At 60.8% G+C, this 24,671-nt stretch carries 21 protein-coding genes and 1 riboswitch; of the genes, 12 read left to right on the forward strand and 9 right to left on the reverse strand.

The genetic code is table 11. The features are described 5' to 3' along the window. Window positions 1-98 precede the first annotated feature (98 nt). Window positions 99-310, forward strand: a riboswitch (cobalamin riboswitch). 99 nt (window positions 311-409) lie between these two features. The 5 genes from cobW (at window position 410) to PMI37_RS30090 (ending at window position 8,880) form a co-directional block, all read left to right on the forward strand. Further along, complete coding sequence (gene cobW, locus PMI37_RS30070) at window positions 410-1,483, forward strand: cobalamin biosynthesis protein CobW (RefSeq protein ID WP_008088635.1); 1,074 nt, start codon at window positions 410-412, stop codon at window positions 1,481-1,483. Window positions 1,484-1,486: 3 nt separating this feature from the next. Continuing rightward, window positions 1,487-5,335, forward strand: coding sequence for a cobaltochelatase subunit CobN (gene cobN, locus PMI37_RS30075; RefSeq protein WP_008088638.1), 3,849 nt, complete (start codon window positions 1,487-1,489; stop codon window positions 5,333-5,335). 138 nt (window positions 5,336-5,473) lie between these two features. Then, window positions 5,474-6,478 carry an ATP-binding protein gene (locus PMI37_RS30080; protein WP_008088640.1) on the forward strand — a complete coding sequence of 335 codons (1,005 nt, stop codon included), beginning with the start codon at window positions 5,474-5,476 and terminating at the stop codon, window positions 6,476-6,478. A gap of 20 nt (window positions 6,479-6,498) precedes the next feature. After that, window positions 6,499-7,143, forward strand: coding sequence for a vWA domain-containing protein (locus PMI37_RS30085; protein WP_008088641.1), 645 nt, complete (start codon window positions 6,499-6,501; stop codon window positions 7,141-7,143). Between the two features lie 90 nt (window positions 7,144-7,233). Then, window positions 7,234-8,880 (forward strand): phospholipase D-like domain-containing protein, encoded by a 1,647-nt coding sequence (locus PMI37_RS30090; protein WP_008088643.1) that lies wholly within the window; start codon window positions 7,234-7,236, stop codon window positions 8,878-8,880. 64 nt (window positions 8,881-8,944) lie between these two features. On the opposite strand, the gene PMI37_RS30095 is transcribed toward PMI37_RS30090, so the two are convergent. Beyond that, complete coding sequence (locus PMI37_RS30095) at window positions 8,945-9,262, reverse strand: DUF883 family protein (protein ID WP_008088645.1); 318 nt, start codon at window positions 9,260-9,262, stop codon at window positions 8,945-8,947. A 154-nt stretch (window positions 9,263-9,416) separates the two neighbouring features. Between PMI37_RS30095 and PMI37_RS30100 the strand changes: the two genes are divergently transcribed. Further along, window positions 9,417-9,671 carry a hypothetical protein gene (locus PMI37_RS30100; RefSeq protein WP_008088647.1) on the forward strand — a complete coding sequence of 85 codons (255 nt, stop codon included), beginning with the start codon at window positions 9,417-9,419 and terminating at the stop codon, window positions 9,669-9,671. 3 nt (window positions 9,672-9,674) lie between these two features. Here the strand turns inward: PMI37_RS30100 and PMI37_RS30105 are convergent, their stop codons facing one another. Continuing rightward, complete coding sequence (locus PMI37_RS30105) at window positions 9,675-10,583, reverse strand: LysR family transcriptional regulator (protein WP_008088649.1); 909 nt, start codon at window positions 10,581-10,583, stop codon at window positions 9,675-9,677. An 84-nt stretch (window positions 10,584-10,667) separates the two neighbouring features. On the opposite strand from PMI37_RS30105, the gene PMI37_RS30110 reads away from it, so the two are divergent. Next, complete coding sequence (locus tag PMI37_RS30110; protein WP_008088650.1) at window positions 10,668-11,591, forward strand: carbon-nitrogen hydrolase family protein; 924 nt, start codon at window positions 10,668-10,670, stop codon at window positions 11,589-11,591. A gap of 101 nt (window positions 11,592-11,692) precedes the next feature. Here the strand turns inward: PMI37_RS30110 and PMI37_RS30115 are convergent, their stop codons facing one another. The 4 genes from PMI37_RS30115 to PMI37_RS30130 all read right to left on the reverse strand — a co-directional run bounded on the left by PMI37_RS30115 (window position 11,693) and on the right by PMI37_RS30130 (window position 15,568). Next, on the reverse strand, window positions 11,693-12,238 hold the full coding sequence (locus PMI37_RS30115) for a GNAT family N-acetyltransferase (protein ID WP_008088651.1): 546 nt from the start codon (window positions 12,236-12,238) through the stop codon (window positions 11,693-11,695). A gap of 53 nt (window positions 12,239-12,291) precedes the next feature. After that, window positions 12,292-12,765, reverse strand: coding sequence for an LEA type 2 family protein (locus tag PMI37_RS30120; RefSeq protein WP_008088652.1), 474 nt, complete (start codon window positions 12,763-12,765; stop codon window positions 12,292-12,294). Between the two features lie 65 nt (window positions 12,766-12,830). Further along, complete coding sequence (locus PMI37_RS30125; RefSeq protein ID WP_008088653.1) at window positions 12,831-14,297, reverse strand: nucleobase:cation symporter-2 family protein; 1,467 nt, start codon at window positions 14,295-14,297, stop codon at window positions 12,831-12,833. Window positions 14,298-14,674: 377 nt separating this feature from the next. Beyond that, a complete protein-coding gene (locus tag PMI37_RS30130) occupies window positions 14,675-15,568 on the reverse strand; it encodes a LysR family transcriptional regulator (protein WP_008088654.1) in 894 nt (297 codons plus the stop codon). A gap of 99 nt (window positions 15,569-15,667) precedes the next feature. Between PMI37_RS30130 and PMI37_RS30135 the strand changes: the two genes are divergently transcribed. After that, complete coding sequence (locus PMI37_RS30135) at window positions 15,668-16,759, forward strand: polyamine ABC transporter substrate-binding protein (RefSeq protein WP_008088655.1); 1,092 nt, start codon at window positions 15,668-15,670, stop codon at window positions 16,757-16,759. A gap of 29 nt (window positions 16,760-16,788) precedes the next feature. Continuing rightward, window positions 16,789-17,748 carry an agmatinase gene (speB, locus tag PMI37_RS30140; RefSeq protein ID WP_008088656.1) on the forward strand — a complete coding sequence of 320 codons (960 nt, stop codon included), beginning with the start codon at window positions 16,789-16,791 and terminating at the stop codon, window positions 17,746-17,748. Between the two features lie 106 nt (window positions 17,749-17,854). Here the strand turns inward: speB and PMI37_RS30145 are convergent, their stop codons facing one another. Beyond that, complete coding sequence (locus PMI37_RS30145) at window positions 17,855-18,907, reverse strand: aldo/keto reductase (protein ID WP_008088657.1); 1,053 nt, start codon at window positions 18,905-18,907, stop codon at window positions 17,855-17,857. Between the two features lie 353 nt (window positions 18,908-19,260). On the opposite strand from PMI37_RS30145, the gene zapE reads away from it, so the two are divergent. The 3 genes from zapE (at window position 19,261) to PMI37_RS30160 (ending at window position 21,696) form a co-directional block, all read left to right on the forward strand. Beyond that, window positions 19,261-20,379 (forward strand): cell division protein ZapE, encoded by a 1,119-nt coding sequence (gene zapE / locus PMI37_RS30150; protein WP_008088658.1) that lies wholly within the window; start codon window positions 19,261-19,263, stop codon window positions 20,377-20,379. A 20-nt stretch (window positions 20,380-20,399) separates the two neighbouring features. Further along, window positions 20,400-20,981 carry a DinB family protein gene (locus PMI37_RS30155; RefSeq protein ID WP_008088659.1) on the forward strand — a complete coding sequence of 194 codons (582 nt, stop codon included), beginning with the start codon at window positions 20,400-20,402 and terminating at the stop codon, window positions 20,979-20,981. Between the two features lie 217 nt (window positions 20,982-21,198). Beyond that, entirely contained in the window at window positions 21,199-21,696 is a 498-nt protein-coding gene (locus tag PMI37_RS30160; RefSeq protein WP_008088660.1) for a GNAT family N-acetyltransferase, read from the forward strand. Window positions 21,697-21,779: 83 nt separating this feature from the next. On the opposite strand, the gene PMI37_RS30165 is transcribed toward PMI37_RS30160, so the two are convergent. Further along, complete coding sequence (locus tag PMI37_RS30165) at window positions 21,780-21,989, reverse strand: hypothetical protein (RefSeq protein WP_008088661.1); 210 nt, start codon at window positions 21,987-21,989, stop codon at window positions 21,780-21,782. Window positions 21,990-22,224: 235 nt separating this feature from the next. After that, on the reverse strand, window positions 22,225-24,471 hold the full coding sequence (locus PMI37_RS30170) for a TonB-dependent siderophore receptor (protein WP_008088662.1): 2,247 nt from the start codon (window positions 24,469-24,471) through the stop codon (window positions 22,225-22,227). Window positions 24,472-24,671: the final 200 nt, after the last annotated feature.

Raw genomic sequence — 24,671 nt, forward strand, 5'->3', positions numbered from 1 at the left:
TCGCTGTAAGAGCGAAACCGCCGGCGGCAGCACCCGCAGCAAAGGATATGCCCCCAAAACCAAAACTCAACGCCCATTGACCCACCCTTAGACGATGCGTAGCCTTGCGCTTTCGAGGTTCTTCGGCCCACGCCGAAGCTAAGAAGGGAACGCGGTCAATGCCGCGGCTGCCCCCGCAACTGTGAACGGTGATGTTCGCTGCCACGCCACTGCCAGCTCAATCGATGAGCCCGCGGGAAGGCGCAGCAAACGCCAGGCCTCGCGCCTGAACACCGTCAGCCAGGAGACCTGCCTCGTCACAGATTCTCACTACAACCGGGCGGGGTGATCCGGTGGCGAACTCTCCAGGCACGCACGCGCGCTGCCGGTTCTCGTCCCGTATGCCCGCCGCTTGCCAAAGGGCATACCGATGAAAACACTGGCCAAACTCCCCGTCACCATCGTCACCGGCTTCCTCGGCTCGGGCAAAACCACGCTCCTGCGGCACATGCTCGACAACGCGCAGGGCCGTCGCATCGCGGTGATCGTCAACGAGTTTGGCGAGCTGGGCATCGACGGTGAAATCCTCAAGCAATGCACCATCGGTTGCAGCGAAGAAGAAGCCACCGGCCGCGTCTACGAACTGGCCAACGGCTGCCTGTGCTGCACCGTTCAGGAAGAATTCTTCCCGGTGATGCGCGAACTGGTCGCGCGTCGTGGCGACCTCGACCACATCCTCATCGAAACCTCGGGCCTGGCCCTGCCGAAACCTTTGGTCCAAGCCTTCCAGTGGCCGGAAATCCGCAGCGCCTGCACCGTTGATGCAGTGATCACCGTGGTCGACAGCCCGGCCGTGGCCGCTGGCACCTTCGCCGCGTTCCCGGATCAGGTCGATGCGCAGCGCAAACTCGACCCGAACCTCGATCACGAATCGCCTCTGCACGAGCTGTTCGCTGATCAACTGGCCAGCGCCGACCTGGTGATCCTCAACAAGGCCGACCAGACCAGCCCGGAAGACCTCGCTCGCGTTCGCGCTGAAGTCGCCGAAGAATTGCCGCCCGCCGTCAAAATCATCGAAGCCAGCAACGGTCGTCTGCCGCTCGACGTGTTGATCGGCCTCGGCGCCAGTTCCGAAGAGCACATCGACAGCCGTCACAGCCATCACGATCACCACCACGGTGAAGGCGATGACGATCACGATGACCATGATCACGACGCTTTCGATTCGATCTCCATCGAACTGCCGCAAGCCGACGAAAGCCTGCTGCTCGACGCCCTGACGCAACTGGTGGTCAAGCACGGCATCCTCCGTGTCAAAGGTTTCGCCGCTATCCCGAACAAGCCGATGCGCCTGCTGATCCAGGGCGTGGGCACGCGTTTCGACAAGCATTTCGACCGTCAGTGGGGCGCCGAGGAAGTGCGCGTGACGCGTCTGGTGCTGATCGGTCAGGAACTCGACGCGGTGCAACTCGAAGCGCAACTGCGCGCTGCGCTCAGCGTTTAAGCCATGCACCTGCTCAGGACTCAGCCCGGCGGTTTCGTCTCGGATGACAACATTGCCGACCTTGGCCAAACCCCCGCCGAGCTGGTGATCCTGTGCAGCGGTGATTCCAGCCTGGCGCTGCTCGCCGAAGCGGCGCAGCAGTTGCCCGAGGATTATCCGAGCCTGCGTCTGGCCAATCCGATGCAGGTGCAGAATCACGCTTCGGTCGACTTGTACGTCGATGAAGTGTTGCGTCACGCCAAGGTCATCCTGATTTCGCTGCACGGCGGCATCGCCTATTGGCGGTATGGCGTCGAGCGTTTGATCGAGTTGGCCGAACGCGGCGTGCAGGTGATTCTGGTGCCGGGTGATGACCGGCCCGATCCGGAGCTCAGCGACCTGAGCACCGTTGACGCCGAAGATCGCGACCGGCTCTGGCAGTTCTTGCGCCAGGGCGGGATGGGCAACGCACTGGATTTCTTCCGTTGCATGGCCAGCCGTTGGCTCGCCCGCGATTATGCGTGGGACGAGCCGCAAACCCTGCCGCGCACGGCGATTTACCACCCGACTAAAAACACCGCTGCACTGAGTGACTGGCAAGCCGAATGGCGGCCTGAGCAACCGGTTGCGGCAGTGCTGTTTTATCGCTCGCATTTGCAAGCGGCGAACACCGCGTTCATCGATGTTTTTTGCCAGCGCTTGCAGGCGGCGGGGCTTAATCCGCTGCCGATCGCGGTGGCCAGTTTGAAAGAGCCCGGCTGCCTCTCGGTGGTCGAGGATTGGCTGGATGAAGTCGAGGCAGGGGTGATATTGAACACCACCGGTTTCGCTCAATCCAGCCCTGAAGCGCCGCACTTGCGGCCGTTTCGCCGCAACATTCCGGTGATTCAGGCGATCTGCGCGCAAGACAACGAGCCCGGCTGGCGCGACAGCGAACAAGGTCTGGGCCCGCGCGATCTGGCAATGCACATTGCCTTGCCGGAACTCGACGGGCGAATTATCAGCCGGCCGATCAGCTTCAAGGATCTGGCCTGGCGCAGCGAGCGCAGTCAGTCCGATGTGGTCTGCTATCGCGCGCAGCCTGAGCGTATGGATTTTGTCGCTGAACTGGCAAGGCGCTGGATCGATCTGGCGCGGGTGCCGAATGGCGAAAAACGCATCGCCTTGATTCTCGCCAACTACCCGACCCGCGATGGGCGCATCGGCAATGGCGTCGGCCTCGACACCCCGGCGGCGGCGCTGAATATTCTTCGCGCCTTGCAGGCCGAGGGCTATCCGATCACGGGAGAACTGCCGGGCAGCGGCACCGAGTTGATCCAGCAATTGCTCGGCGGCGTCAGTAACGATCTCGACACCATTGACTTGCGGCCCTGCCAGCAAAGCCTGGCCATGGACGCTTACCTGGCGATGTTCAACGCGTTGCCCGAAGCCAATCGCAGCGCCGTGGTCGAGCGCTGGGGATCGCCGCAAAACGATCCGATGTGCCGCGACGGGCGGATGATGATCGCCGGCATTCGTTTCGGCCTGACCTTCGTCGGCATTCAGCCGGCGCGCGGTTATCAGGTCGATCCGAGCGCGGTCTATCACGATCCGGATCTGGTGCCGCCACACGGCTATCTGGCGTTCTATTTCTGGTTGCGCAACACCTACGGCGCGCACGGCGTGATTCACGTCGGCAAGCACGGCAACCTCGAATGGCTGCCGGGCAAAGGCGTCGGCCTCTCGGAAAACTGCTGGCCGGATGCGCTGCTCGGGCCGCTGCCGAATATCTACCCGTTTATCGTCAACGATCCGGGTGAGGGCGCCCAAGCCAAGCGGCGCACGCAAGCGGTGATCATCGACCACCTGATGCCGCCGCTGACCCGCGCCGAAACCTACGGGCCGTTGCGCAATCTGGAACTGTTGGCCGACGAATATTACGAGGCGCAACTGCTCGATCCGCGCCGTGCCCGTGAGTTGCAGCGCGACATCCTGCAACTGGTCCGCGACACGCAGATTGATCGTGAACTGCAACTGGATGCGGGCCTGGACAGTGACGCCGATGCGGCGATCTGGCTGCCGCGCCTGGATACCTATTTGTGTGATCTGAAGGAATCGCAGATTCGCGATGGCCTGCACATCTTCGGTGAGTCGCCGAGCGGACGTTTGCGCATTGATACGTTGTTGGCCTTGCTGCGGATTCCGCGAGGGGACGGCAAAGGCGCGCAATCGAGCCTGCTGCGCGCACTGGCCAAGGCGTTCGAACTCGGCTTCGATCCGCTCGATTGCGCGCTGGCTGAGCCATGGATCGGCCCGCGCCCGGAGGCGCTGCAATCGCAAAGCAACGAAGCCTGGCGCACCGCCGGCGACACCCGCGAACGCCTCGAACTGTTCGCCACCCAACTGATCTCCCAGTCACTGCAATCCCCTTGTAGGAGTGAGCCTGCTCGCGATAGCGGTGGATCAGGTAAATCTTCAGCGACTGACACTCCGCTATCGCGAGCAGGCTCACTCCTACAAGAGCCGCGTTGGGCGGAGGTCAGTGCAATCATTCAGAATCTGCGGGAGGTCGTCGCCCCACGTCTGGACGCCTGCGGCCCCGCCGAAATGCGTGGTCTGCTCGACGCCCTCGGCGGTCGTTTTGTGCCCGCCGGCCCCAGCGGCGCACCCAGCCGTGGCCGCCTCGACGTCCTGCCCACCGGCCGCAACTTCTACTCGGTCGACGTGCGCAACCTGCCGACCACCACCGCGTGGCGCATCGGTTTCCAATCGGCGACGTTGATTCTAGAAAGGCACCTGCAAGACCACGGCGATCACCTGCGCCAGCTCGGCCTCTCCGTGTGGGGTACCGCGACCATGCGCACCGGTGGCGATGACATTGCCCAAGCGATGGCGTTGATGGGCGTGCGCCCGGTCTGGGCCACGGGCAGTCAGCGTGTCGATGATTTCGAGATTTTGCCGCTGAGCCTGCTCGACCGCCCGCGCGTCGATGTCACGCTACGGGTTTCGGGGTTCTTCCGTGATGCGTTTGCCAATCTGATCCGCCTGTTCGACGCCGCCGTGCAAGCCGTGGCAGCGCTCGACGAACCGGACGATCTCAATCCGTTGGCGGCCAAAGTGCGCGCGGAACGCGAGGCGCTGCTGCAATCCGGCCTCGATGAAGACACCGCGCGACGTCAGGCCGGTTGGCGGATTTTCGGTGCCAAACCCGGTGCTTACGGGGCGGGCGTGCAGGGCGCTATCGACGGGCGTTTGTGGCAAAGCCGCGACGATCTGGCCGAGGTCTATCTGAACTGGGGCGCTTACGCTTATGGCGGTGCCGACGAAGGCACGGCCGCCCGCGAGCAATTCGTCCAGCGCCTGAGCCAAGTGCAAGCGGTGCTGCAGAATCAGGACAATCGCGAGCACGACTTGCTCGATTCCAACGACTATTACCAGTTTCAGGGTGGCATGCTCGCCGCCGTCGAAACGTTGCGCGGCGAAACTGCCGCCAGTTATCACGGCGACCACAGTCAGCCGGATCTGCCGAAAATTCGCACCTTGAAGGAAGAGTTGAACCGGGTAATCCGCTCGCGGGCGGCGAATCCGAAATGGATCGACGGGGTCAAGCGCCATGGCTATAAAGGCGCGTTCGAACTGGCGGCGACGGTCGACAACCTGTTCGCGTTTGATGCGACGACGCAGTTGATCGACGATCATCAGTACGCTTTGCTGGCAGACGCGTATCTGTTGGATCCGGCGACGCGGGATTTCGTCCGCGAGCACAACCCGCATGTGCTGCGCGACATGACCGAGCGCATGCTCGAAGCGCAACAGCGGGGGATGTGGCAGGAGCCGGGGGCTTATAAAGAAGCGCTGGAAAATCTACTGCTGGATATAGAAGAAGATAACTGACGCGATCCCTTGCAGGCCTTCGCCTGCTTGCGATAGCGCTGTGTCATTGAGAACTGAACTGCCTGACACGCCGCCATCGCGAGCAGGCTCGCTCCTACCGTTTGAAAACTTTTCACCGACCATGACTGAGTAACCAAGATGACCGACACTCCGCATTTCCCGCTCTCCGCCGTGGTCGGCGCCGATGACTTGAAACTCGCCCTGTGCCTCACCGCCATCGACCCGAAAATCGGCGGTGTGCTGATCGAAGGCCCGCGCGGCATGGCCAAATCGACATTAGCGCGCGGCTTGGCCGACTTGCTCGCCAGCGGTCAGTTCGTCACCTTGCCGCTGGGCGCCACCGAAGAACGGCTGGTCGGCACCCTCGACCTCGACGCGGCCCTGAGCGAGGGCCGGGCGCAGTTTTCGCCGGGCGTACTGGCGAAGGCCGACGGCGGGGTGCTGTATGTCGATGAAGTCAATTTGCTGCCCGATCATCTGGTCGATCTGCTGCTCGACGTCGCCGCCAGCGGCACCAACTTGATCGAACGCGACGGCATCTCTCATCGCCATTCGGCAAAGTTCGTGTTGATCGGCACGATGAACCCGGAAGAGGGCGAGTTGCGTCCGCAGTTGCTCGATCGTTTCGGCTTGAACGTTGCTCTCAGCGGTCACACCGCACCGGTCGAGCGTGGGCAAATCATTCGGCGTCGACTGGATTTCGACAGTGACCCGCAAGCCTTCTGCGCACAGTGGGAAACCCAGCAGCAAACCCTGCGCGAACGCTGCGAGAACGCCCGCGTTGCGCTGGTCAATATTGCCCTGGACGATGGCGCACTTGCCCAGATCACCGAGCGTTGTTTCGCCGCCGGGGTCGACGGTTTGCGCGCTGATCTGGTCTGGCTGCGCGCCGCTCGGGCGCATGCCGCGTGGCGCGGTGCCAAGGTAATCGAGGACGAAGATATCGACGCCGTTGCCGAATTTGCCTTGCGCCATCGACGTCGCGAACAGTCCGCGCCCAGCCCGCAACAGCCGCCTCAATCCCAAGGCAATGCGCCGTCCGAATCGCGTGAAGGGCAGGGCCAGTGGGGCGATCTGCCCGCACCGGCACTCGCCACCGGCGCGCGCCGTGAAGTGCCGAGCTGGCCGCCAAAAAAGTCCTAGGCATTCGCCCCCGATCCGACGTGGGGGCGAATGCCAGACCCCGTGCCGGGCGCCTGGACAACGGCCGTCAGGGCAAGCGTCACGCGGCCCGCAGTGGCTCGGTGAACTGGCCGGGCACGCTGCTCAAGGGACGTCCGCAACGTCGCGCCGATCTGTTGTTTCAATGGCGCAGCCGTTCTGCGCATGAGCTATGGCTGGTGATTGTCGATGCCTCTGCGTCGACGCGCCGTCATCAAGCACTGAGCGATGCCAAAGGTTTGCTCGCGCAATTGTTTGACGATGCCTACCGCCAGCGCGCGCGGCTGGCGTTGCTGACGGCCAGCGGAACGGCGCCGAAGTGGCAGGTGCAAGGCCTGAAGGCTTCTTCGGGCTTGCGCGCATGGCTCGATGGGCTGGGCGCGGGCGGTGGCACGCCGCTGGTGGCGGCGTTACTCCAGGCGCAGCAATGGTTGACGCTGCGGCGCAAGCGTTTTCCTGCCGAGCAGCAGCGCTTGCTGGTGGTGACGGATGGACGCTTGAAGGATGTGTCTGGCGTGTCGGCACCACAATGCGCGGGGCTGTTGATCGACATCGAGCGCGGGCCGATCCGCTTGGGTCGCGCCCGGGAGCTGGCGACGGCGCTGGATCTGGGCTATCGGCACATTGATGAGGTCAACAGGGTTTGATCTGACCTCTTCGCGGGCAAGCCTTGTATCTGCACGTGGAAGCCGCCACTCGGTCTATGCTGGCCGCAAACCAATCACAAGGAGTGAGCGATGCGCGTTTTGGTGAAAAACCTTCAGGACGATTTTCGCGTCAAGGCCTACGCCGGCACCAACGGCGTATTGCTGGCCATCGACCTCGCCGAACCGCGCCGCCAAGGCTTGCTCGGCTTCGCCATCGAAAAGCAGCAGGGCAACAAGCCGTGGCTGTTTCTGTTCAACAGCCTGACCTTTCCCGGCAAAACCCACACCTTCGCGCAGTTCCACGCGACGCCGAGTGACCTGGCGCCGTTGCAGAAATTTCGCTGGGCCGATTACGCGGTCAATCCGGGGATGACCCTTCACTACCGCGTCCATCTGGCCTACGGCACCCCGGACGCGCCGCAACTGGGTGAATCGCTGGAGCTGACGATCACCGCGGATGACGGTCATCCAGCCAATCAGAGCGTGATTTTCAACCGTGCAGTGGCCGCCAGTCAGGCATTCCAGCGCAAGTTTCCTGACCTCGACGCGCAAATCAGCGCCAACAAGAACATGCCCATCGAAGCCTGGCCCGACGCTGCCCGGCAATGGCTGGAAAATGGCTTGCTCGGGCGTCTGCTGGGTTTTATCGAACGGGCAGTTGATGACCAATGGGCGCTGGACATCGCGATCTATGAATATCAGTTACAGGCGATTGTCGATGCGGTGAACGCTGCGTTTGCGCGCGGCGTGCAGGTGCGGGTTGTGTACCACGCGCGGCCCGATGACGAAGACACCACGATCAACGAGGCCAGCCTGGCCAAGCTGCCTGCCGCGAATAAACGCGGGCGGGTCACCCACAATATTTTTCACAACAAGTTCATCGTACTCAGCCGGCTCGACGCCACGGGCCAGCGGCAGCCGCAAGCGCTGTTGTGTGGCAGCACCAATTTCACCGCCAATGGCGTTTATCGCCAGGCCAACGTGGTGCATGTGCTCGACGACGCGGCGGTGAGTCTTCGCTATTTGCAAACCTTTGAAGAGGTGTGGGCGACACCGGACGATGTCGGTGCGACCCGCGCATGGATCAACGAACATAACCCGATGGATGCCACGCAGCCGTTGTTTGCCGGATTCTCGCCGCGCACCGGCGGCGCTGATTTGCGTGAGTTTGTCGAGATCATCGAGGCGGCGAAAAAAGACCTGCTGTTCGTCACCGCGTTCAGCCTGCCGGACGCCATTCTCAACGCGCTACTGGGGCAGCCTCACGACGACATCTTGCGTTTCGGCCTGCAAAACACCGCCAGCCGCATCACTGGATTCCACGCCGATCGCAGCGCCGAATTCGCTGCCACGGCGCTGCTCAATACCGGGCTGGAAGGTTGGCTGCGCGAGAACATGAAAGGCCAGAAGGGTAATTTGCTGGTGCACACCAAAGCGGTGGTCACCGACTTCACCACCGATACGCCAACCATCATCAGCGGCAGCCACAACCTCAGCAGTTCGGCGAGTAACGGCAACGACGAAAACTACCTGATCATTCGCGGCGACACCGACCTGGCCGACCGTTACGGTCTGGAGTTGCTGCGATTTTACGAGCATTACCGCTTTCGCTATTTCGCCAGGAAGTTGGCCTTGAAGCAGGTACAGCCCTTGGCCGTGGATGATCGCTGGACCGACGATTATTACGTTGCCGGTGATCTGCGCCAGCTCTCACGGCTGCGTTTTGCCGGCCGCTGAATCGCGCGCATGAAAAATGCCAGTCAGGTCGCCCTGACTGGCATTTTTGTCCGGCGTGGACGGCCTAACGACGACCGAGCAACAGGCCTACCACCAGACCAAAACCGGCCGAAATGGCCACGGTCTGCCATGGATGGCCGCCAATGTAGCTTTCGGTGGCGTCAACCGCCGGTTTGGTGCGGTCGCGCACGCTCGACACTGATTCCAGCGCCTGCTGCAATTTCTGGGCGATTTGTCCGCGCAGGGTTTCCGCTTCCTCGCCAACCAGTGAAGCGCTGTTCTTGAGCAGTTTGTCGGACTCCTCGATCAGCGCCTGAAGTTCGCTGAAGGCTTGATCCTTGATTTGATCCTGGGCGGCTTGCACGGCGGATTTCCGGGCCATTGGGTAACTCCTTGCAGGTGAATGGACAGTGATCAATGGAGTGTGGCGTCAGTCAAAAAGTTGCACTGAATTTAGGTCAGAAAGAAAAACCTGCGCGGGAGATTTCCGTCGAGCGTGTAAGATGTCGCCATTTTATGCAGCAGGATAATTCCCCATGAGTTTCAATCTGGCCGACAAATCCCTCGCAGAGCGCGCTGCGCTGGAAGACGAGAAATCCCGTCTGTTCGAACTCTGGCAGAACAATCTGGGCAAAGCCAAAGGCGAAGCCGCGCGCCTGTTCGGCGAGCGTGGCAAGCGCAAGGGCAAATGGGCGGAGTGGGTGCGTTCTGAGCTGGACGGCATGTCGCCGCCGGAATTCGCCAACATGGTGCGCAGTGAAGTCAATCGCCTGATGGCGGCGAACAAGTAAACCTTAGCGGAAACTGGCGGCAATCGCTTCGCGCACCTTGACCACCACCGGATCGATCTGCGTGCTGGTACGCCAGCCGAGTTCGATCGGGTAGCGCGGCAGGGCCAGCGGGCAGGGCAGCAAGCTCAGCCCGCTAAGCGCCGCAATGCTCGCGGCGGCGTGCGTCGGAATCGTCGCCACCGCCTGACTGCCCTTGAGCAGATAAGGCAGCGCGGCAAAATGGCTGGTCGACGCACACACCCGACGGCTCAGGCCCAGTGCCGCCAACCCCTCATCGGTGATGCCGATAAAACCGCCGGACGACACCAGAATGTGCTCGCGGGCGACAAACGCTTGCAGATCTATCTGCTGCTGACCCGGTGCAAGGCTCGCCGGATCGACCAGGCAGGCATAACCGCTTTCCCCCAACACTTGCCGACTGAGCAAACGCTCGGCAAAACCGCCAGCGGTGATCGCCAGGTCGATGCTGCGTTCCATCAGGTCACGGGCGACGATCTGGCTGTGGGTCTGGCGGAAAATCAGGCGCAACTTCGGCGCGCTGCGGGCAATTTCTTCGATCAGACGGCGACCGTAGGCAATTTCGAAATCATCCGACAGGCCTACGGTTACCGAACGGCCCTCGTATTGATGGGCCGCCGGATCGACCATGGCCAGGCTTTGCCGGCATTTGTTGAGTGCCTCGCTGACCACCGGTTTCAACTGATTGGCCTGCAGTGTCGGCGCCAGTCCGCGCCCGGTGCGCACAAACAATTGATCGCCATACACCTCACGCAAGCGCCGCAACGCCGCACTGACCGCCGATTGCGTGACGCCCAGGCGCAACGCCGCGCGACTGGCGCTGGATTCCTCGTGCAAGGCTTCGAAGACTTTCAGCAAGTTAAGGTCGACGTTGGCGATATTCATTTGGCTCATATCATTCAGCAGTGTTCTGGGCTTTATTCATGATCGCGTGGCGCCGCAAAATCGGCAACCTCGGAACCTGATGGAGTAAACGTGATGGCCAAATCAATTGTTGCCGCCCTGCAAATCGGCTCGTTGCCCGGTGGCAAAGGTGAAACCCTGGAGCAGATTCTCGGTTGGGAAGCGGCGATCATCGAATCCGGCGCAGCGCTGGTGGTGATGCCGGAAGCGCTGCTCGGCGGTTATCCGAAAGGTGAGGTGTTCGGCACGCAGTTGGGATATCGATTGCCGGAAGGGCGTGAGGCCTACGCCCGCTACTTCGCCAATGCCATCGATGTGCCGGGCGCCGAAACCGAAGCGCTGGCCGGTTTGTCCGCACGGACCGGGGCCAATCTGGTGATCGGCGTAATCGAACGCGCGGGCAGCACGTTGTATTGCACGGTGCTGTATTTCGACCCGCAGGCCGGGCTCGTCGGCAAGCACCGCAAACTGATGCCGACCGGCACCGAGCGGCTGATCTGGGGCAAGGGGGACGGTTCGACGCTGCCGGTGCTCGACACCCAGGTTGGCAAGCTCGGTGCGGTGGTGTGCTGGGAAAACATGATGCCGCTGTTGCGCACGGCGATGTACGCCAAGGGCGTTGAGGTCTGGTGCGCGCCGACAGTCGATGAGCGCGAGATGTGGCAGGTGAGCATGCGCCATATCGCCCACGAGGGCCGCTGCTTCGTGGTCAGCGCCTGTCAGGTGCAGGCCTCGCCGAATGCGCTGGGGGTAGAGATCGCCAATTGGCCAGCGGACCGACCGTTGATTGCCGGTGGCAGCGTGATCGTCGGGCCAATGGGCGACGTGTTGGCCGGACCGCTGCGCGGTGAGGCCGGATTGCTCACCGCCGAAATCGATACTGCAGAACTGGTGCGCGCACGGTATGACTACGACGTGGTCGGCCACTATGCACGGCCGGACGTGTTCGAACTGAGCGTGGACGAACGCGCCAAACCCGGCGTGCGCTTCACAACGTAAACCCGAAAATCCCCTGTAGGAGCTGCCGAAGGCTGCGATCTTTTGATCTTTTTAACAACAAGATCAAGAGATCGCAGCCTTCGGCAGCTCCTACAGGGGGCTTAGTGGTTTTGCAGCCATTCTTCGCGGGTGATTTCCCAGATGTCACGGGGGAAGCGGCCGCTGACGAAGTTGTCTTCGTCGGTTCGAATCAGGCGCATGCCCGCACGCTCGGACAGTTTGCGCGAGCCGAGGTTGGGCGCCGCTTTGGGCACGCGCATCACCGTACGATTCAGAGTGATAAACCAGTATTCGCTCACCGCCGCACACGCTTCAGTCATCAACCCTTGACCCTGCCACGCCGGTGCCAGCCACAGGCCACGGTTGTTGTCCGGCTGATCCATCAGGCTGATGTTGCCAATCAACTGCTCGGGCGCTGACTTCAAGCGAATCGACCAATGCCATTCCTTGCCGGCCGCCACTGCTGGTAAAGCAATGTCGCGCAAGTAGGTGAGCGCACCATCTTCGGGGTAGGGCCAAGGAACGGCGGCGTTCAGATAACGCACCACCTCCCACTGCGCAAACTGTTGCTGCACCGCTTGGGCATCGTGCAGTTGCAGCGCACGCAGGATCAGCCGTTCGGTGTACAACGTCGGTGTATCTTCCATAAACCTGCAGCCTCCCTGAGTGTCTTTGATAGACGTGCGAGGCTAACGCATTTTTACCAGGTTGCGGCACTGGCCTTGGGCAAGCTCAGCTTGCCACTGTCGACGAAGCGCATGGTGCCGAACAAGCCGCCCGCGAGTTTGCCGTGCAACACGTAGGGCAGGTTGTCGAGGGTTTGTGTCTGGCTGAGGCCGAGGGTCTGGCGCAGTACCGAGAAGGCGGAAATGCTGACGGGTACGCTGACGATGGTTTCGGAAAAGCGCGGGATCGAGCCGCTCTGATCGCTCACACCCGAGGCCAGCGAATGGCCGTTGACCTCAAGATCGAGGGCGATGCCGTTGTAATCGATCGCGGTTTCGTTGGGGTTTTGCACGCGCAACTTGATGGCGAAGCGCACTTCCAGGTCCTGGCTCGGCAACGGTTCGAGACCAACCACATTGATGTTCACCGGATCACGGTTGGGAAACAGCGCGCAGGCACTGAGGGACAGCAGCAGTAGCGACAGCATGACGGCGTGGAGGCGGCGCATAAACGGTCTCTCAAAAAAAAGGGCTGAACCGTTGCCGGCTCAGCCCTTTGTTCCAAGGCCAGACGTTAGCGGTTCAACTGTGCGACAGCCGCCGCCGGGGCAGGTTCACCTTTGGCCGGCATGTCCGGATTTTCCATGACCTGAAGAATCGACGCTTCCGGGTCGAAATCGTCCTCTTCCAGCTCGATGAATTCTTCCGGCAGGAAGATATTCAGCACGATAGCGCAGAGTGCGCCAACGGTGATTGGCGATTCGAAGATATTGCGCAGCGCTTGCGGCAGTTCACGCAGAACCTCCGGCACGGCGGCGATGCCCAGGCCCATGCCGAGGGAAATCGCCACGATGAGCATGTTGCGCCGATGCAGACCGGCTTCGGCAAGGATCTTGATTCCGGCCACGGCGACGGTGCCGAACATCACCAGTTCAGCGCCGCCGAGCACCGGTTTCGGCATCAATTGCAGCACCGCGCCGATCATCGGGAACAGGCCCAGCAGCACCAGCAGACCGGCGATGAAGAACGCCACGTAGCGGCTGGCCACCCCGGTAAGTTGAATCACGCCGTTGTTCTGCGCGAACGTCACCATCGGCATGCTGTTGAACACCGCCGCCATGGCCGAGTTAAGGCCGTCGGCGAGCAGGCCGGACTTGATCCGGCGGATGTACAGCGGGCCTTTCACCGGTTGCCGCGAGATCATCGAGTTGGCGGTCAAGTCGCCCGCAGCCTCCAGCGGCGACACGAGGAAAATCACCGCCACCGGGACGAACGCCACCCAGTCGAAGTTGAAACCGTACTTGAACGGCACGGGCACGCTGACCAGCGGCACCTCGGGCATCGAGGCGAAATCCACCGTGCCCATCAGCCACGCCACCACGTAGCCGAGGGTCAGGCCAATGACGATCGCGCCCAGACGCAGAAACGGCACGTCGACGCGGTTGAGCACAACGATGGTGCCGATCACCAGCGCCGCCAAGAAGAGGTGACTGGAGGCGCCAAGGTCAGGCGCGCCGAAACCGCCGGCAATGTCGGTCATCGCGACCTTGATCAGCGACAGCCCCATCAGGGTGATGATTGTGCCCGTGACCACCGGGGTGATCAGCATGCGCAATTTGCCGATGAACTGGCTCAGCACCACTTCGATGAACGCGGCGAAGAAACACACGCCGAAGATCGTCGAGAGGATTTCATCGGTGCCGCCACCGCGTGCCTTGACCATGAAACCGGCGCTGAGAATTACGCTGATAAAGGAAAAACTGGTGCCTTGCAGGCACAGCAAACCAGAACCGACCGGGCCGAAACGTTTGGCCTGCACGAAGGTGCCGAGACCGGAGACGAACAGTGCCATGCTGATCAGGTAAGGGATTTCACTGTGCAGGCCGAGAGCACCACCCATGATCAAGGTCGGGGTGATGATGCCGACGAAGCTCGCCAGCACGTGTTGCAGGGCGGCAAACACGGTCGCCGTGAGGTGCGGACGGTCGTTGAGACCGTAGATCAGGTCGTTGTTGCGCGAGGCTTTTTCAGAGGCGGTCATGGTGATTTGCGTGCCGCGAGGCGGTGCCGGGTCAGAAAATGGGTGCGCAGGATGCCGCAAGCGGGCGGCGAGGGCAACGCAATAAAATTGCCTGAAAGGTCAGGTTTTATTGGCTCAGGGGGCTTTTTGCAACCAACCCTGGCACAAGTCACACCCGTGAAGAGCAGGATCTATCTATGCAGAGCAGGATTTATCTGTGTAAAGAGGGATTCATCTGTGGCGAGGGGATTTATCCCCGATGGACTGCGCAGCAGTCCCCTGCATTTTCAACAGGCAAAAGAGCCGGGGCCGCTGCGCGCCCCATCGGGGATAAATCCCCTCGCCACAAGTGTTCTATTGCCATCAATGAGTTGTTCCATACCCGGTCATTGCGGTGTTCAGGTGAAGGCTGCCAACAAGTCTTTTTCGAATGCCTTTTGCGCATCCCCGGGCACCTGCGCTCGATGCCGGGCGAGATGGAAGGCCACTTCGAAACTCAACTCGCCGGGACGCAAGGCGCGCAGCAAACCGTTGGCTTGCCACTGATGCGCATAGTGGTCCGGCAGATAACCGACATGTTTGCCCGACAGGATAAACGCCAACGTGCCCTCGACCTGCTCCGATCGCGCCGAACAGACCTTGCCCTGGAACGGCTCGTCGCTGCGCAGAAAACGGTAGGGGTGATCGACTCGGTCGCATGCCTCAAGCGCCGCGTCACTGGGCGCCGCGTCGGTAAACAACGGATGCCCCGGCGCGCAATACAAATGCTGGGTTTCGCTGAACAACTGCCGATAATCGAAAGCGCTCTGCACTTGCGAGAAATAGCCGATCGCCAGATCCAGCCGCTGTTGCAACAGCAGGCGTTCCATTTCGCCGGGCATGGCGCTGATCAACTCGATGCGCACCGACTCGTCGCGCTCGCGAAAACGCCGGATGGCCGCGGCGACGCGTTGCAGCACTGACTGATCGACCGACTCGGAAATCCCCAGCCGTACTTCACCGATCAAGCGTCCGGCGACGCCGTTGGATTGATGGCGGAACAGCTCGATCGACTCGAACAGCGCACGCACCGCGATCAGCAATTGCTCACCCTTGGGTGTCACGCTGAATCCGCCCTTGCCCCGGCTGCACAGGCGATAACCCAAGCGGGTTTCCAGTTTGGCCATTTGCTGGCTGATGCTCGACTGGCTCAGGCCCAGATCACCTTGCGCGGCACTGAAACCACCGCACTCGACCACCCGCACAAACAGGCGCAGCAACTGCAAATCAATATCGTGGAGTTGCCCCAACATCACATTACTCCGGGATAAAGTCAGGATAATTATTCAGCTATTTTTCTAATGTATCCGACGGCGCATCCTGCAACCACTTCCTCCGGTCAGGTGTTCGTCATGGCTCCCTTGTTCAAGCTGTGTTTCCCCATGCTGTTGTTGTCCGTGGCCATCCACGCTCAGGCCGAGGAGAAAACCCTCAACCTCTACAGCTGGGCCGATTACGTACCGCCGCAAACCTTGCAGCGTTTCGAGCAGGAAACCGGCATCCACGTGCGCTACGACACCTTCGATACCTCAGAGGTGCTGGAAACCAAATTGCTCACCGGTGGCAGCGGGTATGACGTTGTCGTTCCATCGTCCAGCGTGTTGGCCCGGGGATTGGCCGCAGGCGCGCTGAAAGAAATCCCCCACGACGGACTCAAGGGCTACGCCAATCTTGATCCGGATTTACTGGAGAAACTTGCCGCCGTCGATCCCGGCAATCGCTATGGCGTGCCATACACCTGGGGCACGTTGGGGCTGGGCATGAATGTCGAAGCGGTGAAGCAGCGTCTGCCGGACGTGCCATTGAATAGCCTCGATTTGCTGTTCAAACCTGAATATGCCAGCAAGCTCAAAGATTGCGGGATCGCAATTCTGGATTCGCCGCAGGAAGTCATCGGTCTGGCCCTGCATTATTTGGGCAAAGACCCTTACAGCACCGACAAACAGGATCTGGCAGCGGCCGAGGCGTTGCTGCAAAAACTTCAACCGTCGGTGCTCTACGTCGCCACCGGCCGGCAGATCAATGACCTGGCCAGCGGCAACGTCTGCCTGGCGCTGACCTATAACGGCGACGCGAGTATGGCCCCCGATCAGGCGCGCAAGGCCAACAAGCCTTACGAAGTCGCGTATCGCATTCCCAAGGAAGGCACGCTGATCTGGCAAGACAACCTCGCCATTCCCAAAGACGCGCCGCACCCCGCCGCCGCCCGGGCCTTTATCGAATTCATGTTGCGCCCCGATTCGGTGGCTGAGCTGACTAATACGCTGTTCTTCGCCACTGCCAATCAGGCCGCGACGCCGCTGGTGGATGAAGCCGTGCGCAGCGATCCCGACATCTACCCGCCGAGCGATGTGCGCGCGCGGCTGTACGCCGATCGCAGCATGAACCTCAAGGACATGCGCCAGCGCACGCGCCTCTGGACCACTTTCCGTAGCCACCAATAGCCCTGAATACAATAAGAAGGAGCACTCCGATGGACGTGCCAATGCAAAACGACCAGGCCATGACCCGTGACAGCCTCTACGGCACTGCCGCCGAAAGCACTTACGCCGGCATCACCAGTTTCATGCGCCGACGCTACAGCCGTGACTTGCGTGGCGTCGACGTTGCCGTCAGCGGCGTGCCATTCGACACCGCCACCAGCAACCGTCCCGGCGCACGTTTCGGACCGCGCGGGATTCGCGCAGCCTCCACCGGGATTGCCTGGGAGCGCCACTGGCCGTGGGCATTCGACCCGTTCGATCATCTGGCCGTTATCGATTACGGCGACTGCGATTTCGATTACGGCTCACCGCACAGCATCCCGGAGAGCATCGAGGCCCATGCCGAACACATTCTCAATGCCGGCAGCGCCATGCTCACCTTCGGCGGCGACCACTTCATCAGCTACCCGCTGCTCAAGGCGCATGCGCGCAAACACGGCAGGCTGTCGCTGATCCACTTCGATGCGCACAGCGACACTTGGCCGGATGAAGAGGGCAAGCGTGTCGACCACGGCACCATGTTCTGGCACGCGGCCCGCGAAGGTCTGGTGGACCCGGCGCGTTCGGTGCAGATCGGTTTGCGCACCACCAATGACGACCCGATGGGTTTTCAGGTCCTCGATGCGCGGCAAGTGCATCGGCGTGGCTGCGAAGCGATTGTCGAAGCGATCCGCGCGCGGGTCGGCGATAACCCGGTGTATCTGACCTTCGATATCGACTGCCTCGACCCGGCCTTCGCACCCGGCACCGGCACACCGGTGTGCGGCGGCCTGAGCACGGTGCAGGCGCTGGAGATTCTCGGCGGTTTGCGCGGGATCAATCTGGTCGGCATGGACGTCGTCGAAGTCGCCCCGGCCTACGATCACGCCGACGTCACCTCGCTGGCCGCCGCCACGCTGGCGATGGAAATGCTTTGCCTCTACGCCGCCCGACACAAAGTCGATCTCTGATTAACACCGCATAACCCTGTAGGAGTGAGCCTGCTCGCGAAGACGCCAGTTCAGCCAACATGAATGTTGAATGACAAACCGCGTTCGCGAGCAGGTCCCAAAACTCCTACGCCACCGGAACCTTAGGCAAATCCAGTATCTGCGAACCGGTAAAACGCGGAGTCGAGCTGACAATCGTCTCGTGTGGAACACCCGCCGCCGTGCTGCTGATGCCATCGAGTCGGGCCAGTTGGTCATCGCTCAATTGCACGTCGAGTGCACCCAGCGTCGCATCAAGTTGTTCACGAGTCCGCGATCCCAGAATCGGAATCAGCGCGGTGGTTGAGCGCTTGGCTTTTTCCCGCAACCACGCAATGGCGACGTGGGTCGGGCTAACGCCGATTTCGCTGGCGACCGCCAGCAAAGTATCGAGGAGGGCGGTTTCCCGAGCGCTCTTTTCCGCATGCACCAACATGCCGAGTTTCGCCGCACGGTTGTTGTCATCGTTGCCGCGATACTTGCCGGTGAGGAAGCCGCCGCCCAGTGGCGACCACAGTGTGGCGGCCAAACCGAGGGCTTCAGCCATCGGCAGCAACTCGCGTTCAGCGCTGCGTTCGGCGAGGCTGTACTCGACTTGAATCGCCGCAATCGGCGCAAAGCCACGCACCTCTGCAAGCACGTCGGCACGGGCGATCCTCCATGCCGGGAAGTTCGACAATCCGGCGTAGTGAATTTTCCCCGCGCGAACCAGATCATCAAATCCACGCAGGATTTCTTCCATCGGCGTCACGCCGTCGCTGATATGCGCCCAGAACAGATCGATGTGATCGGTGTTCAAGCGTTTCAGGCTTTCTTCGACGGCGCGCACCATGTTTTTACGGCTGTTGCCGGTGTGGGAAATGCCGTCCGCCGGTGTAGTACCCATCGTGTATTTGCTGGCGATCACCAGACGATCACGTTCCGGGGCGATGAACTCGCTGAGCATCGATTCCGATTGCCCACCCTGATAGCCATTGGCGGTATCAATGAAATTGCCCCCGGCATCGAGATAGCCATCAAAGATGCGCTTGGCTTCATCGCGCTCCGCGCCGTGGCCCCAACCGGTGCCGAAGTTGCCAGCGCCCAGCGCCAGTTCCGAAACACGCAGGCCGGTTTTACGGCCGAAAACCTTGTAATGCATGACGATGTCCTCGATGAAATCAAATGGTGGAAATAAGATTACGGTCGAAATATGGCGACAATATGATGCTGGTAATATTGGCTGTCAATACGCTTGGTGCTCAACGGTCAGCCGGTTACCGCGGGAGGGAATGCATGCGTGGTCGACGCCTTAAACCTCACTGTTTAAGCAACACCCACAGACACTCTTTTCAGGCTACGCAACTTTGCGCCTTTGCCTACAGCCAAGCCAGAATCCGCCGGCTTGTGCGCTTGGGGTCCGGTCTTTATCGTTTGCGGGTCGCGAGCAGCGGGCATCACTGACTGATTTGATCGTTGCCACACGTTCAGCAGGGTCATGGCATACTGCCGCGCATGACTTTCGACTCTCCTCTAAGCGCCTGGCAGCACGCCATCGAACACAAGGGCTTCATCCAGGATGAAGCTCAGGAACACGCGGTCTGGGCGCTGCAAAAATGCCATGAAGCCTTGCATGCCGGAGCCCGTGCGGTCAGCGGCGTTTACCTGTGGGGCCCGGTCGGCCGGGGCAAGACCTGGCTGATGGATCAGTTCTATCAGAGCCTGCGGGTGCCGGCGCGGCGTCAGCATTTTCACCATTTCATGGGCTGGGTACACCAGCGTTCGTTCCAGTTGAGCGGCATTGCCGATCCGTTGCGCGCATTGGCCAAAGAGCTGGCGGCCGAAGTGCGCGTGTTGTGCTTCGATGAACTGTTCGTCAATGACATTGGCGATGCGATCATTCTCGGGCGCCTGTTCCAAGTGATGTTCGACGAAGGCGTGGTGGTTGTCTGCACTTCCAACCTGCCGCCGGATGATTTGTATGCCGATGGCTTCAACCGTGACCGTTTTACCCCGGCGATTGCGGCGATCAAGGCGCACATGCAGGTGGTGCCGGTGAACGGTGCCGAAGATCATCGCCTGCACCCAGGCGCCGGTCTGCAGCGTTATTTTGTTGCCACACCGGGCGCGGCCAGTGCGTTGGGCGAGGTGTTTCAGGCTCTGGCGGCCGGGGAATCGGCCAGTGACCAGCCGGTGTCGGTCGGGCATCGGATGTTGAATGTGGTGCAAGCCAGCGAAGCAGTGTTGTGGTGCCGCTACGCTGATCTTTGCGAACAGCCTTTTGCCGCCATGGATTTCATCGCGCTGTGCGATACCTACCGAGCTATTCTGTTGGGCGAGGTACCCAACCTCAGCGCGCAGAAGCGGGAAGGGCGCATCGCCCGTGGTACAGAAGACAGCGCCGAGCGGGTAGTGGCAGGGGATCGAGAACTCCCGCAGTTGTCGGTACACGACGATGGTGTGCGCCGCTTTATTGCGCTGGTCGATGAGTGCTACGACCGTAAGGTGCCGCTGTACGTCGAGGCACACGTGCCAATGGACGCGCTGTACACCGAGGGTTATCTGGAATTCCCGTTCCGCCGCACCCTCAGCCGCTTGCAGGAGATGCAATTGCAGCGCTTTGCCGAAGCTTGATCAGTGAAGAGGGCGCCGACATGACCCAACCGCTGTCCCATCATCTACTGACCCAGGCGTATCAGAACGCCTGGGCCAATCACCGACTGGCCAAGGCTTGGGCGCAGCTCTCTGACGCCGACCTTGCGGCACCACGGGTGAGCTTTTTTCCGGGCATTCGCCTGACCCTCAATCACATCCTCACCTGCGACTGGTTCTACGTCGATGCGCTGGAACGCGAGTTGCGCGGCGATGAGCCGCATCCCGATTGCTACGTGTTTTTCACTCAGGACGAACCGTTTACCGAGGCTGCCGCGTTGCGTGCCGAACAGGCGCATGTTGATCGGCGTTTGATCGCCTATTGCGAGCAACTGCGCGACGCCGACCTTGCGCGTATCGTCACCATTGCTCGCGACACGCCGCAACACGACAGCCGTTTGCGCATGCTGGCGCACTTGTTTGAGCATCAGATCCATCACCGTGGCCAGGTGCATGCGATGCTCAGCGGTACGTCGGTAAAGCCGCCGCAACTGGATGAGTTTTTTTGTGCCGGTGAAAGTGCCCTGCGTGCGCAGGACTTCGCCGAGCTGGGCTGGACTGAAGAGTTGATTTGGGGGCATTGATAACAGCAAAAGATCGCAGCCTTCGGCAGCTCCTACAGTGAGTACGGTATTCCCATGTAGGAGCTGCCGAAGGCTGCGATCTTTTGATCTTTTGATCTTTTGATCTTTTGATCTTTTGCTGTTGCGGGTTGCCCACCAGTTCCCCCCCGCGCTAAGGTCGAGCAGCCTGTCAGCGTGCATTTTGCGCGCCGGGGCTCATGTGTATTCGGGGATGGAAATGGATTCCGCAGAGATTCTTGTGCTTCAGGCCAGCTACACCAATCCACTGCACGCCGAGGCCATCGGCATCGTGCTCAATCATTACGCAGAAGACCCCATGGGCGGCGGTCATTCGCTCGATCCTGATCTGCTGCGACGGTTGCCGGAAGAACTGGCCCGTCGGCCTTACGCTTTCAGTGTGCTGGCGTTCGTCGGCGGCGAGCCGGCGGGGCTGGTCAATTGCTTCGAGGGTTTTTCAACCTTTGCCTGCAAGCCGTTGGTCAACGTCCACGATGTGGCGGTGGTGGGCAAATTTCGCGGCCTCGGCCTGAGTCAGAAAATGCTGCAAAAAGTCGAGGACATCGCTCGTCAGCGTGGTTGCTGCAAGATCACCCTCGAAGTGCTGGAAGGCAATCCAGTCGCGCAGGGTTCCTACCGCAAGTTCGGCTTTGCGCCGGGCATGTTCAATCCGGAGCACGGGCGCATGCTGTTCTGGATCAAGGATCTGCAGGCATAAAAAAAGGCGCCCGAACAGGGCGCCCAACTGTCATCTCTCAGGCCGGAGCGCAGCCGAGAGAGGTCCATCGGTTGCTCGATAAATCAGTCGCGATAAGACTCGGTCACTTGTGCGGTCTGGTCGGCGGGGACCCGCAGCTCTTGGGCTTTGGCGTCGCTGGCCGGCGCACTTTGCGTGCGCTGGACCGGGAAGTTGTCGTAGTAATGGTGCATGCGCTCAGCGCCGCCTTCGGCGAAAACGCTGGCAGAGCCAAGGGTGAGCAGACCTGCAAGGATTGCTGTGGTGGTTTTCATGGTGCCTCCTACTGAAAAACGTCGGAGCCGTTCATCCATGAAGCAGAACTCGGAACAAAGTCTGTAGGAGGTGAATTAACTCGGGGTTAACGCAGTGGAACGCCTGTCACCCAAACTGTGGTGAGGGAGCTTGCTCCCGCCGGAGGGCGAGCATCTCCCTGGAACAAGGGCCTGCTGCGCAGTCCATCGGGGATAAATCCCCTCACCACAGGTGATCTCAGTTAGCTGGGGAGGGTTAGAGCTTCCAGTCGAGGCTCAGCGTTACGGTGCGTGGGTCTCCCCAGTACACGCCGTTGTAGAAGCCGACGTTGTCGTAATACTTCTTGTCGAACAGGTTGTTGACGTTCAGCGAGGCCGACAGGTGCTTGTCGAACTCATAACGCGACATCAGGTTGACCACGGTGTAGGCGTCCTGGTTGATGCGCGTACGTTCAGTGAGAATCCGCCCGTTGGCGCCGCGCCCGATCGGGCGGTTGGCGGTGCCGTAGACGTCGCTCTGCCAATTGACAGCGCCACCGACGGTCAGCGCGTTCCAGTTGCCCGGCAAGCGATACGCCGTGGACAAACGGAACATGTTCAGCGGCTGGTTGGTGTTGCTCCGTTCCTTTTCACCATTGGCCGAATGGGTGTAGGTATAGCCGGCGGTCATGTTCCAGCCAGTGAGCACTTCACCCGAAACTTCAGCTTCGAAGCCGTTGACCTTGTTGCCTTTGCCGCCGCTCTTGTAGAACTCCTCGCCGGTGACCGGATCCGGTGCGACCGAATCGTCGACTTCGGCAACGTTGTCCTGTTTGCTCCAGAACAATGCGGTCGACAGGTTCAGACGTTCTTCCAGCAGACTGCCCTTGAGTCCCAGTTCGTAGTTGCTGCCCACCACGGGGTCGAGGTAGTTGCGACTGCTGTCACGGTTGCTTTGCGGTTTGAAGATGTCGGTGTAGCTGACGTAGGCGGTGTATTCCGGGGTCAGGTCGTAAAGCAGGCCGGCGTACGGCGTCCAGATGTCGTTTTGACGCTGACGGGTTGCGTCGAAACGACTCAATTGCAATTGGCTGTCGTAATAGTTATCGCGACTGGATTCGTCCCAACTGCCGTAACGGCTGCCGAGCACAGCATGCAACTGGTCGGTAAAGCTCAAGCGGGTGGCCAGGTAACCGGCCTTTTGCCGGGTCTGGCTTTTCGAGCCACTGAGTCCCGTCACCGTGTCCGGGAATTTGGCGATGTCGCCCATGTATTTCCAGTCACGGATGTTTGCGTAGTCCGCCGCAGTCGGGCCGTCAACGGTATACGGCGAGTCGGCACGGTATTGGGCCTCGCCATAGCCGACCATCAATTCGTGTTCGCGGCCCAGCAAAGAGTAGGGGCCGGACAAGTTGAAGTCGTAAGCCTTCATGCTCTGATCGCCGATCATGTGCCCCATGTACGCGACCATCCCGCTGCGATCGGCTTCAGGAAAACCGCCACCGCCATAATAGGTTTTGCCGTCGGAATCGCTTTTACGATGGGTGTACGCGGCTTTCAAATGCCAGCCGCCGGCAAGTTGCTGATCCAGCGTGGCGAAGGCGGTCTTGTCACGCAGCGGCCAGGAACTCCACGAGGTCGCCATGTTGGTTGAACGACCCAGTCCCGCTTTGCTGCCATCGGCGTTCCAGTACGGCACCGTGCCCCAGGACGTGCCTTGCACTTGTTTGTCTTGGTAGTCGTAGCCCACGGCCAATACGGTTGATTCGGTCAGGTCCGCTTCGAGAATGCCGTAACCGACCTCGCGTTGCAGCGCGTATTTATCCTTGATCGACTGGCTGTCGCGATAGGCCAGCACCGTGCGCCCGCGTAAACGACCGTCGAAGGCCAGCGGGCCGCCAACGTCGACGTAACTGTAGTAATCGTCGTAACTGCCGCCGCTGACCCCGGCCAGAGCCTGCAGTTGTGCCGTCGGACGCTTGCGCACCATGTTGATGGTCGCTGACGGATCGCCCGCGCCGGTGGTCAGCCCCGTGGCGCCGCGCACCACCTCGATGCGGTCGTAGATGATGGTATCGGCGTCGGACTTCATGCGGCCGAAGGTGTTGAGCATGCCGTCAATCTGGAAGTTGTTGATCGAGTAGCCGCGTGACGAATAGCTGACCCGGTCGGAATCGAGGTGCTGTACCACCACGCCGGTGGTCTGCTGCATGGCCTCGGTCAACGTACCGAGTTTGAAATCATCCATTTGCTGGCGGGTGACCACCGACACTGACTGCGGAGTTTCCTTGATCGACAGGTTCAGCCGAGTCGCGGTGCTCATCGCACCGGTGGTGTAAGCGTCAGTGTTTTCGGTGGTGGTGCCCAGGCCTTGGGCGGTGACATCGGTCGCAGCAAGTTCCAACGCTGTAGCGGCCGGATTTGGCGGGTTTGCGGTATCTTTTTCAGCCAGTAGATCAGCGCTGAACGCAGCGCTGCACAGACCAAGCGTGAGGGTCATGGAACGGGTGATGGGCGCGAACATCGCAGCCGACTCCTTGTCTTCGAGGGGAAATATCCTTTGGTTCAAAGACGAAGAGTGGAGACGCGATTTAGTAACAAACGAGAAATATTATTATTTAAGGCCTTCCCCAACCCTGTAGGAGCTGCCGCAGGCTGCGATCTTTTGATCTGTTTTTCAAAACACAAAATCAAAAGATCGCAGCCTGCGGCAGGTCCTACCGG

Origin of the sequence: Pseudomonas sp. GM80 (genome assembly GCF_000282515.1) — a bacterium.
In the GTDB taxonomy this organism is placed as follows: Bacteria; Pseudomonadota; Gammaproteobacteria; order Pseudomonadales; family Pseudomonadaceae; genus Aquipseudomonas.

What these genes read in the sequence shown, in the direction of transcription:
- cobW (WP_008088635.1), top strand. Translation starts at nt 410, where the DNA reads ATGAAAACACTGGCCAAACTCCCCGTCACCATCGTCACCGGCTTCCTC.
- cobN (WP_008088638.1), top strand. Translation starts at nt 1,487, where the DNA reads ATGCACCTGCTCAGGACTCAGCCCGGCGGTTTCGTCTCGGATGACAAC.
- PMI37_RS30080 (WP_008088640.1), top strand. Translation starts at nt 5,474, where the DNA reads ATGACCGACACTCCGCATTTCCCGCTCTCCGCCGTGGTCGGCGCCGAT.
- PMI37_RS30090 (WP_008088643.1), top strand. Translation starts at nt 7,234, where the DNA reads ATGCGCGTTTTGGTGAAAAACCTTCAGGACGATTTTCGCGTCAAGGCC.
- PMI37_RS30095 (WP_008088645.1), bottom strand. Translation starts at nt 9,262, where the DNA reads ATGGCCCGGAAATCCGCCGTGCAAGCCGCCCAGGATCAAATCAAGGAT.
- PMI37_RS30100 (WP_008088647.1), top strand. Translation starts at nt 9,417, where the DNA reads ATGAGTTTCAATCTGGCCGACAAATCCCTCGCAGAGCGCGCTGCGCTG.
- PMI37_RS30105 (WP_008088649.1), bottom strand. Translation starts at nt 10,583, where the DNA reads ATGAGCCAAATGAATATCGCCAACGTCGACCTTAACTTGCTGAAAGTC.
- PMI37_RS30110 (WP_008088650.1), top strand. Translation starts at nt 10,668, where the DNA reads ATGGCCAAATCAATTGTTGCCGCCCTGCAAATCGGCTCGTTGCCCGGT.
- PMI37_RS30115 (WP_008088651.1), bottom strand. Translation starts at nt 12,238, where the DNA reads ATGGAAGATACACCGACGTTGTACACCGAACGGCTGATCCTGCGTGCG.
- PMI37_RS30120 (WP_008088652.1), bottom strand. Translation starts at nt 12,765, where the DNA reads ATGCGCCGCCTCCACGCCGTCATGCTGTCGCTACTGCTGCTGTCCCTC.
- PMI37_RS30125 (WP_008088653.1), bottom strand. Translation starts at nt 14,297, where the DNA reads ATGACCGCCTCTGAAAAAGCCTCGCGCAACAACGACCTGATCTACGGT.
- PMI37_RS30130 (WP_008088654.1), bottom strand. Translation starts at nt 15,568, where the DNA reads ATGTTGGGGCAACTCCACGATATTGATTTGCAGTTGCTGCGCCTGTTT.
- PMI37_RS30135 (WP_008088655.1), top strand. Translation starts at nt 15,668, where the DNA reads ATGGCTCCCTTGTTCAAGCTGTGTTTCCCCATGCTGTTGTTGTCCGTG.
- speB (WP_008088656.1), top strand. Translation starts at nt 16,789, where the DNA reads ATGGACGTGCCAATGCAAAACGACCAGGCCATGACCCGTGACAGCCTC.
- PMI37_RS30145 (WP_008088657.1), bottom strand. Translation starts at nt 18,907, where the DNA reads ATGCATTACAAGGTTTTCGGCCGTAAAACCGGCCTGCGTGTTTCGGAA.
- zapE (WP_008088658.1), top strand. Translation starts at nt 19,261, where the DNA reads ATGACTTTCGACTCTCCTCTAAGCGCCTGGCAGCACGCCATCGAACAC.
- PMI37_RS30155 (WP_008088659.1), top strand. Translation starts at nt 20,400, where the DNA reads ATGACCCAACCGCTGTCCCATCATCTACTGACCCAGGCGTATCAGAAC.
- PMI37_RS30160 (WP_008088660.1), top strand. Translation starts at nt 21,199, where the DNA reads ATGGATTCCGCAGAGATTCTTGTGCTTCAGGCCAGCTACACCAATCCA.
- PMI37_RS30165 (WP_008088661.1), bottom strand. Translation starts at nt 21,989, where the DNA reads ATGAAAACCACCACAGCAATCCTTGCAGGTCTGCTCACCCTTGGCTCT.
- PMI37_RS30170 (WP_008088662.1), bottom strand. Translation starts at nt 24,471, where the DNA reads ATGTTCGCGCCCATCACCCGTTCCATGACCCTCACGCTTGGTCTGTGC.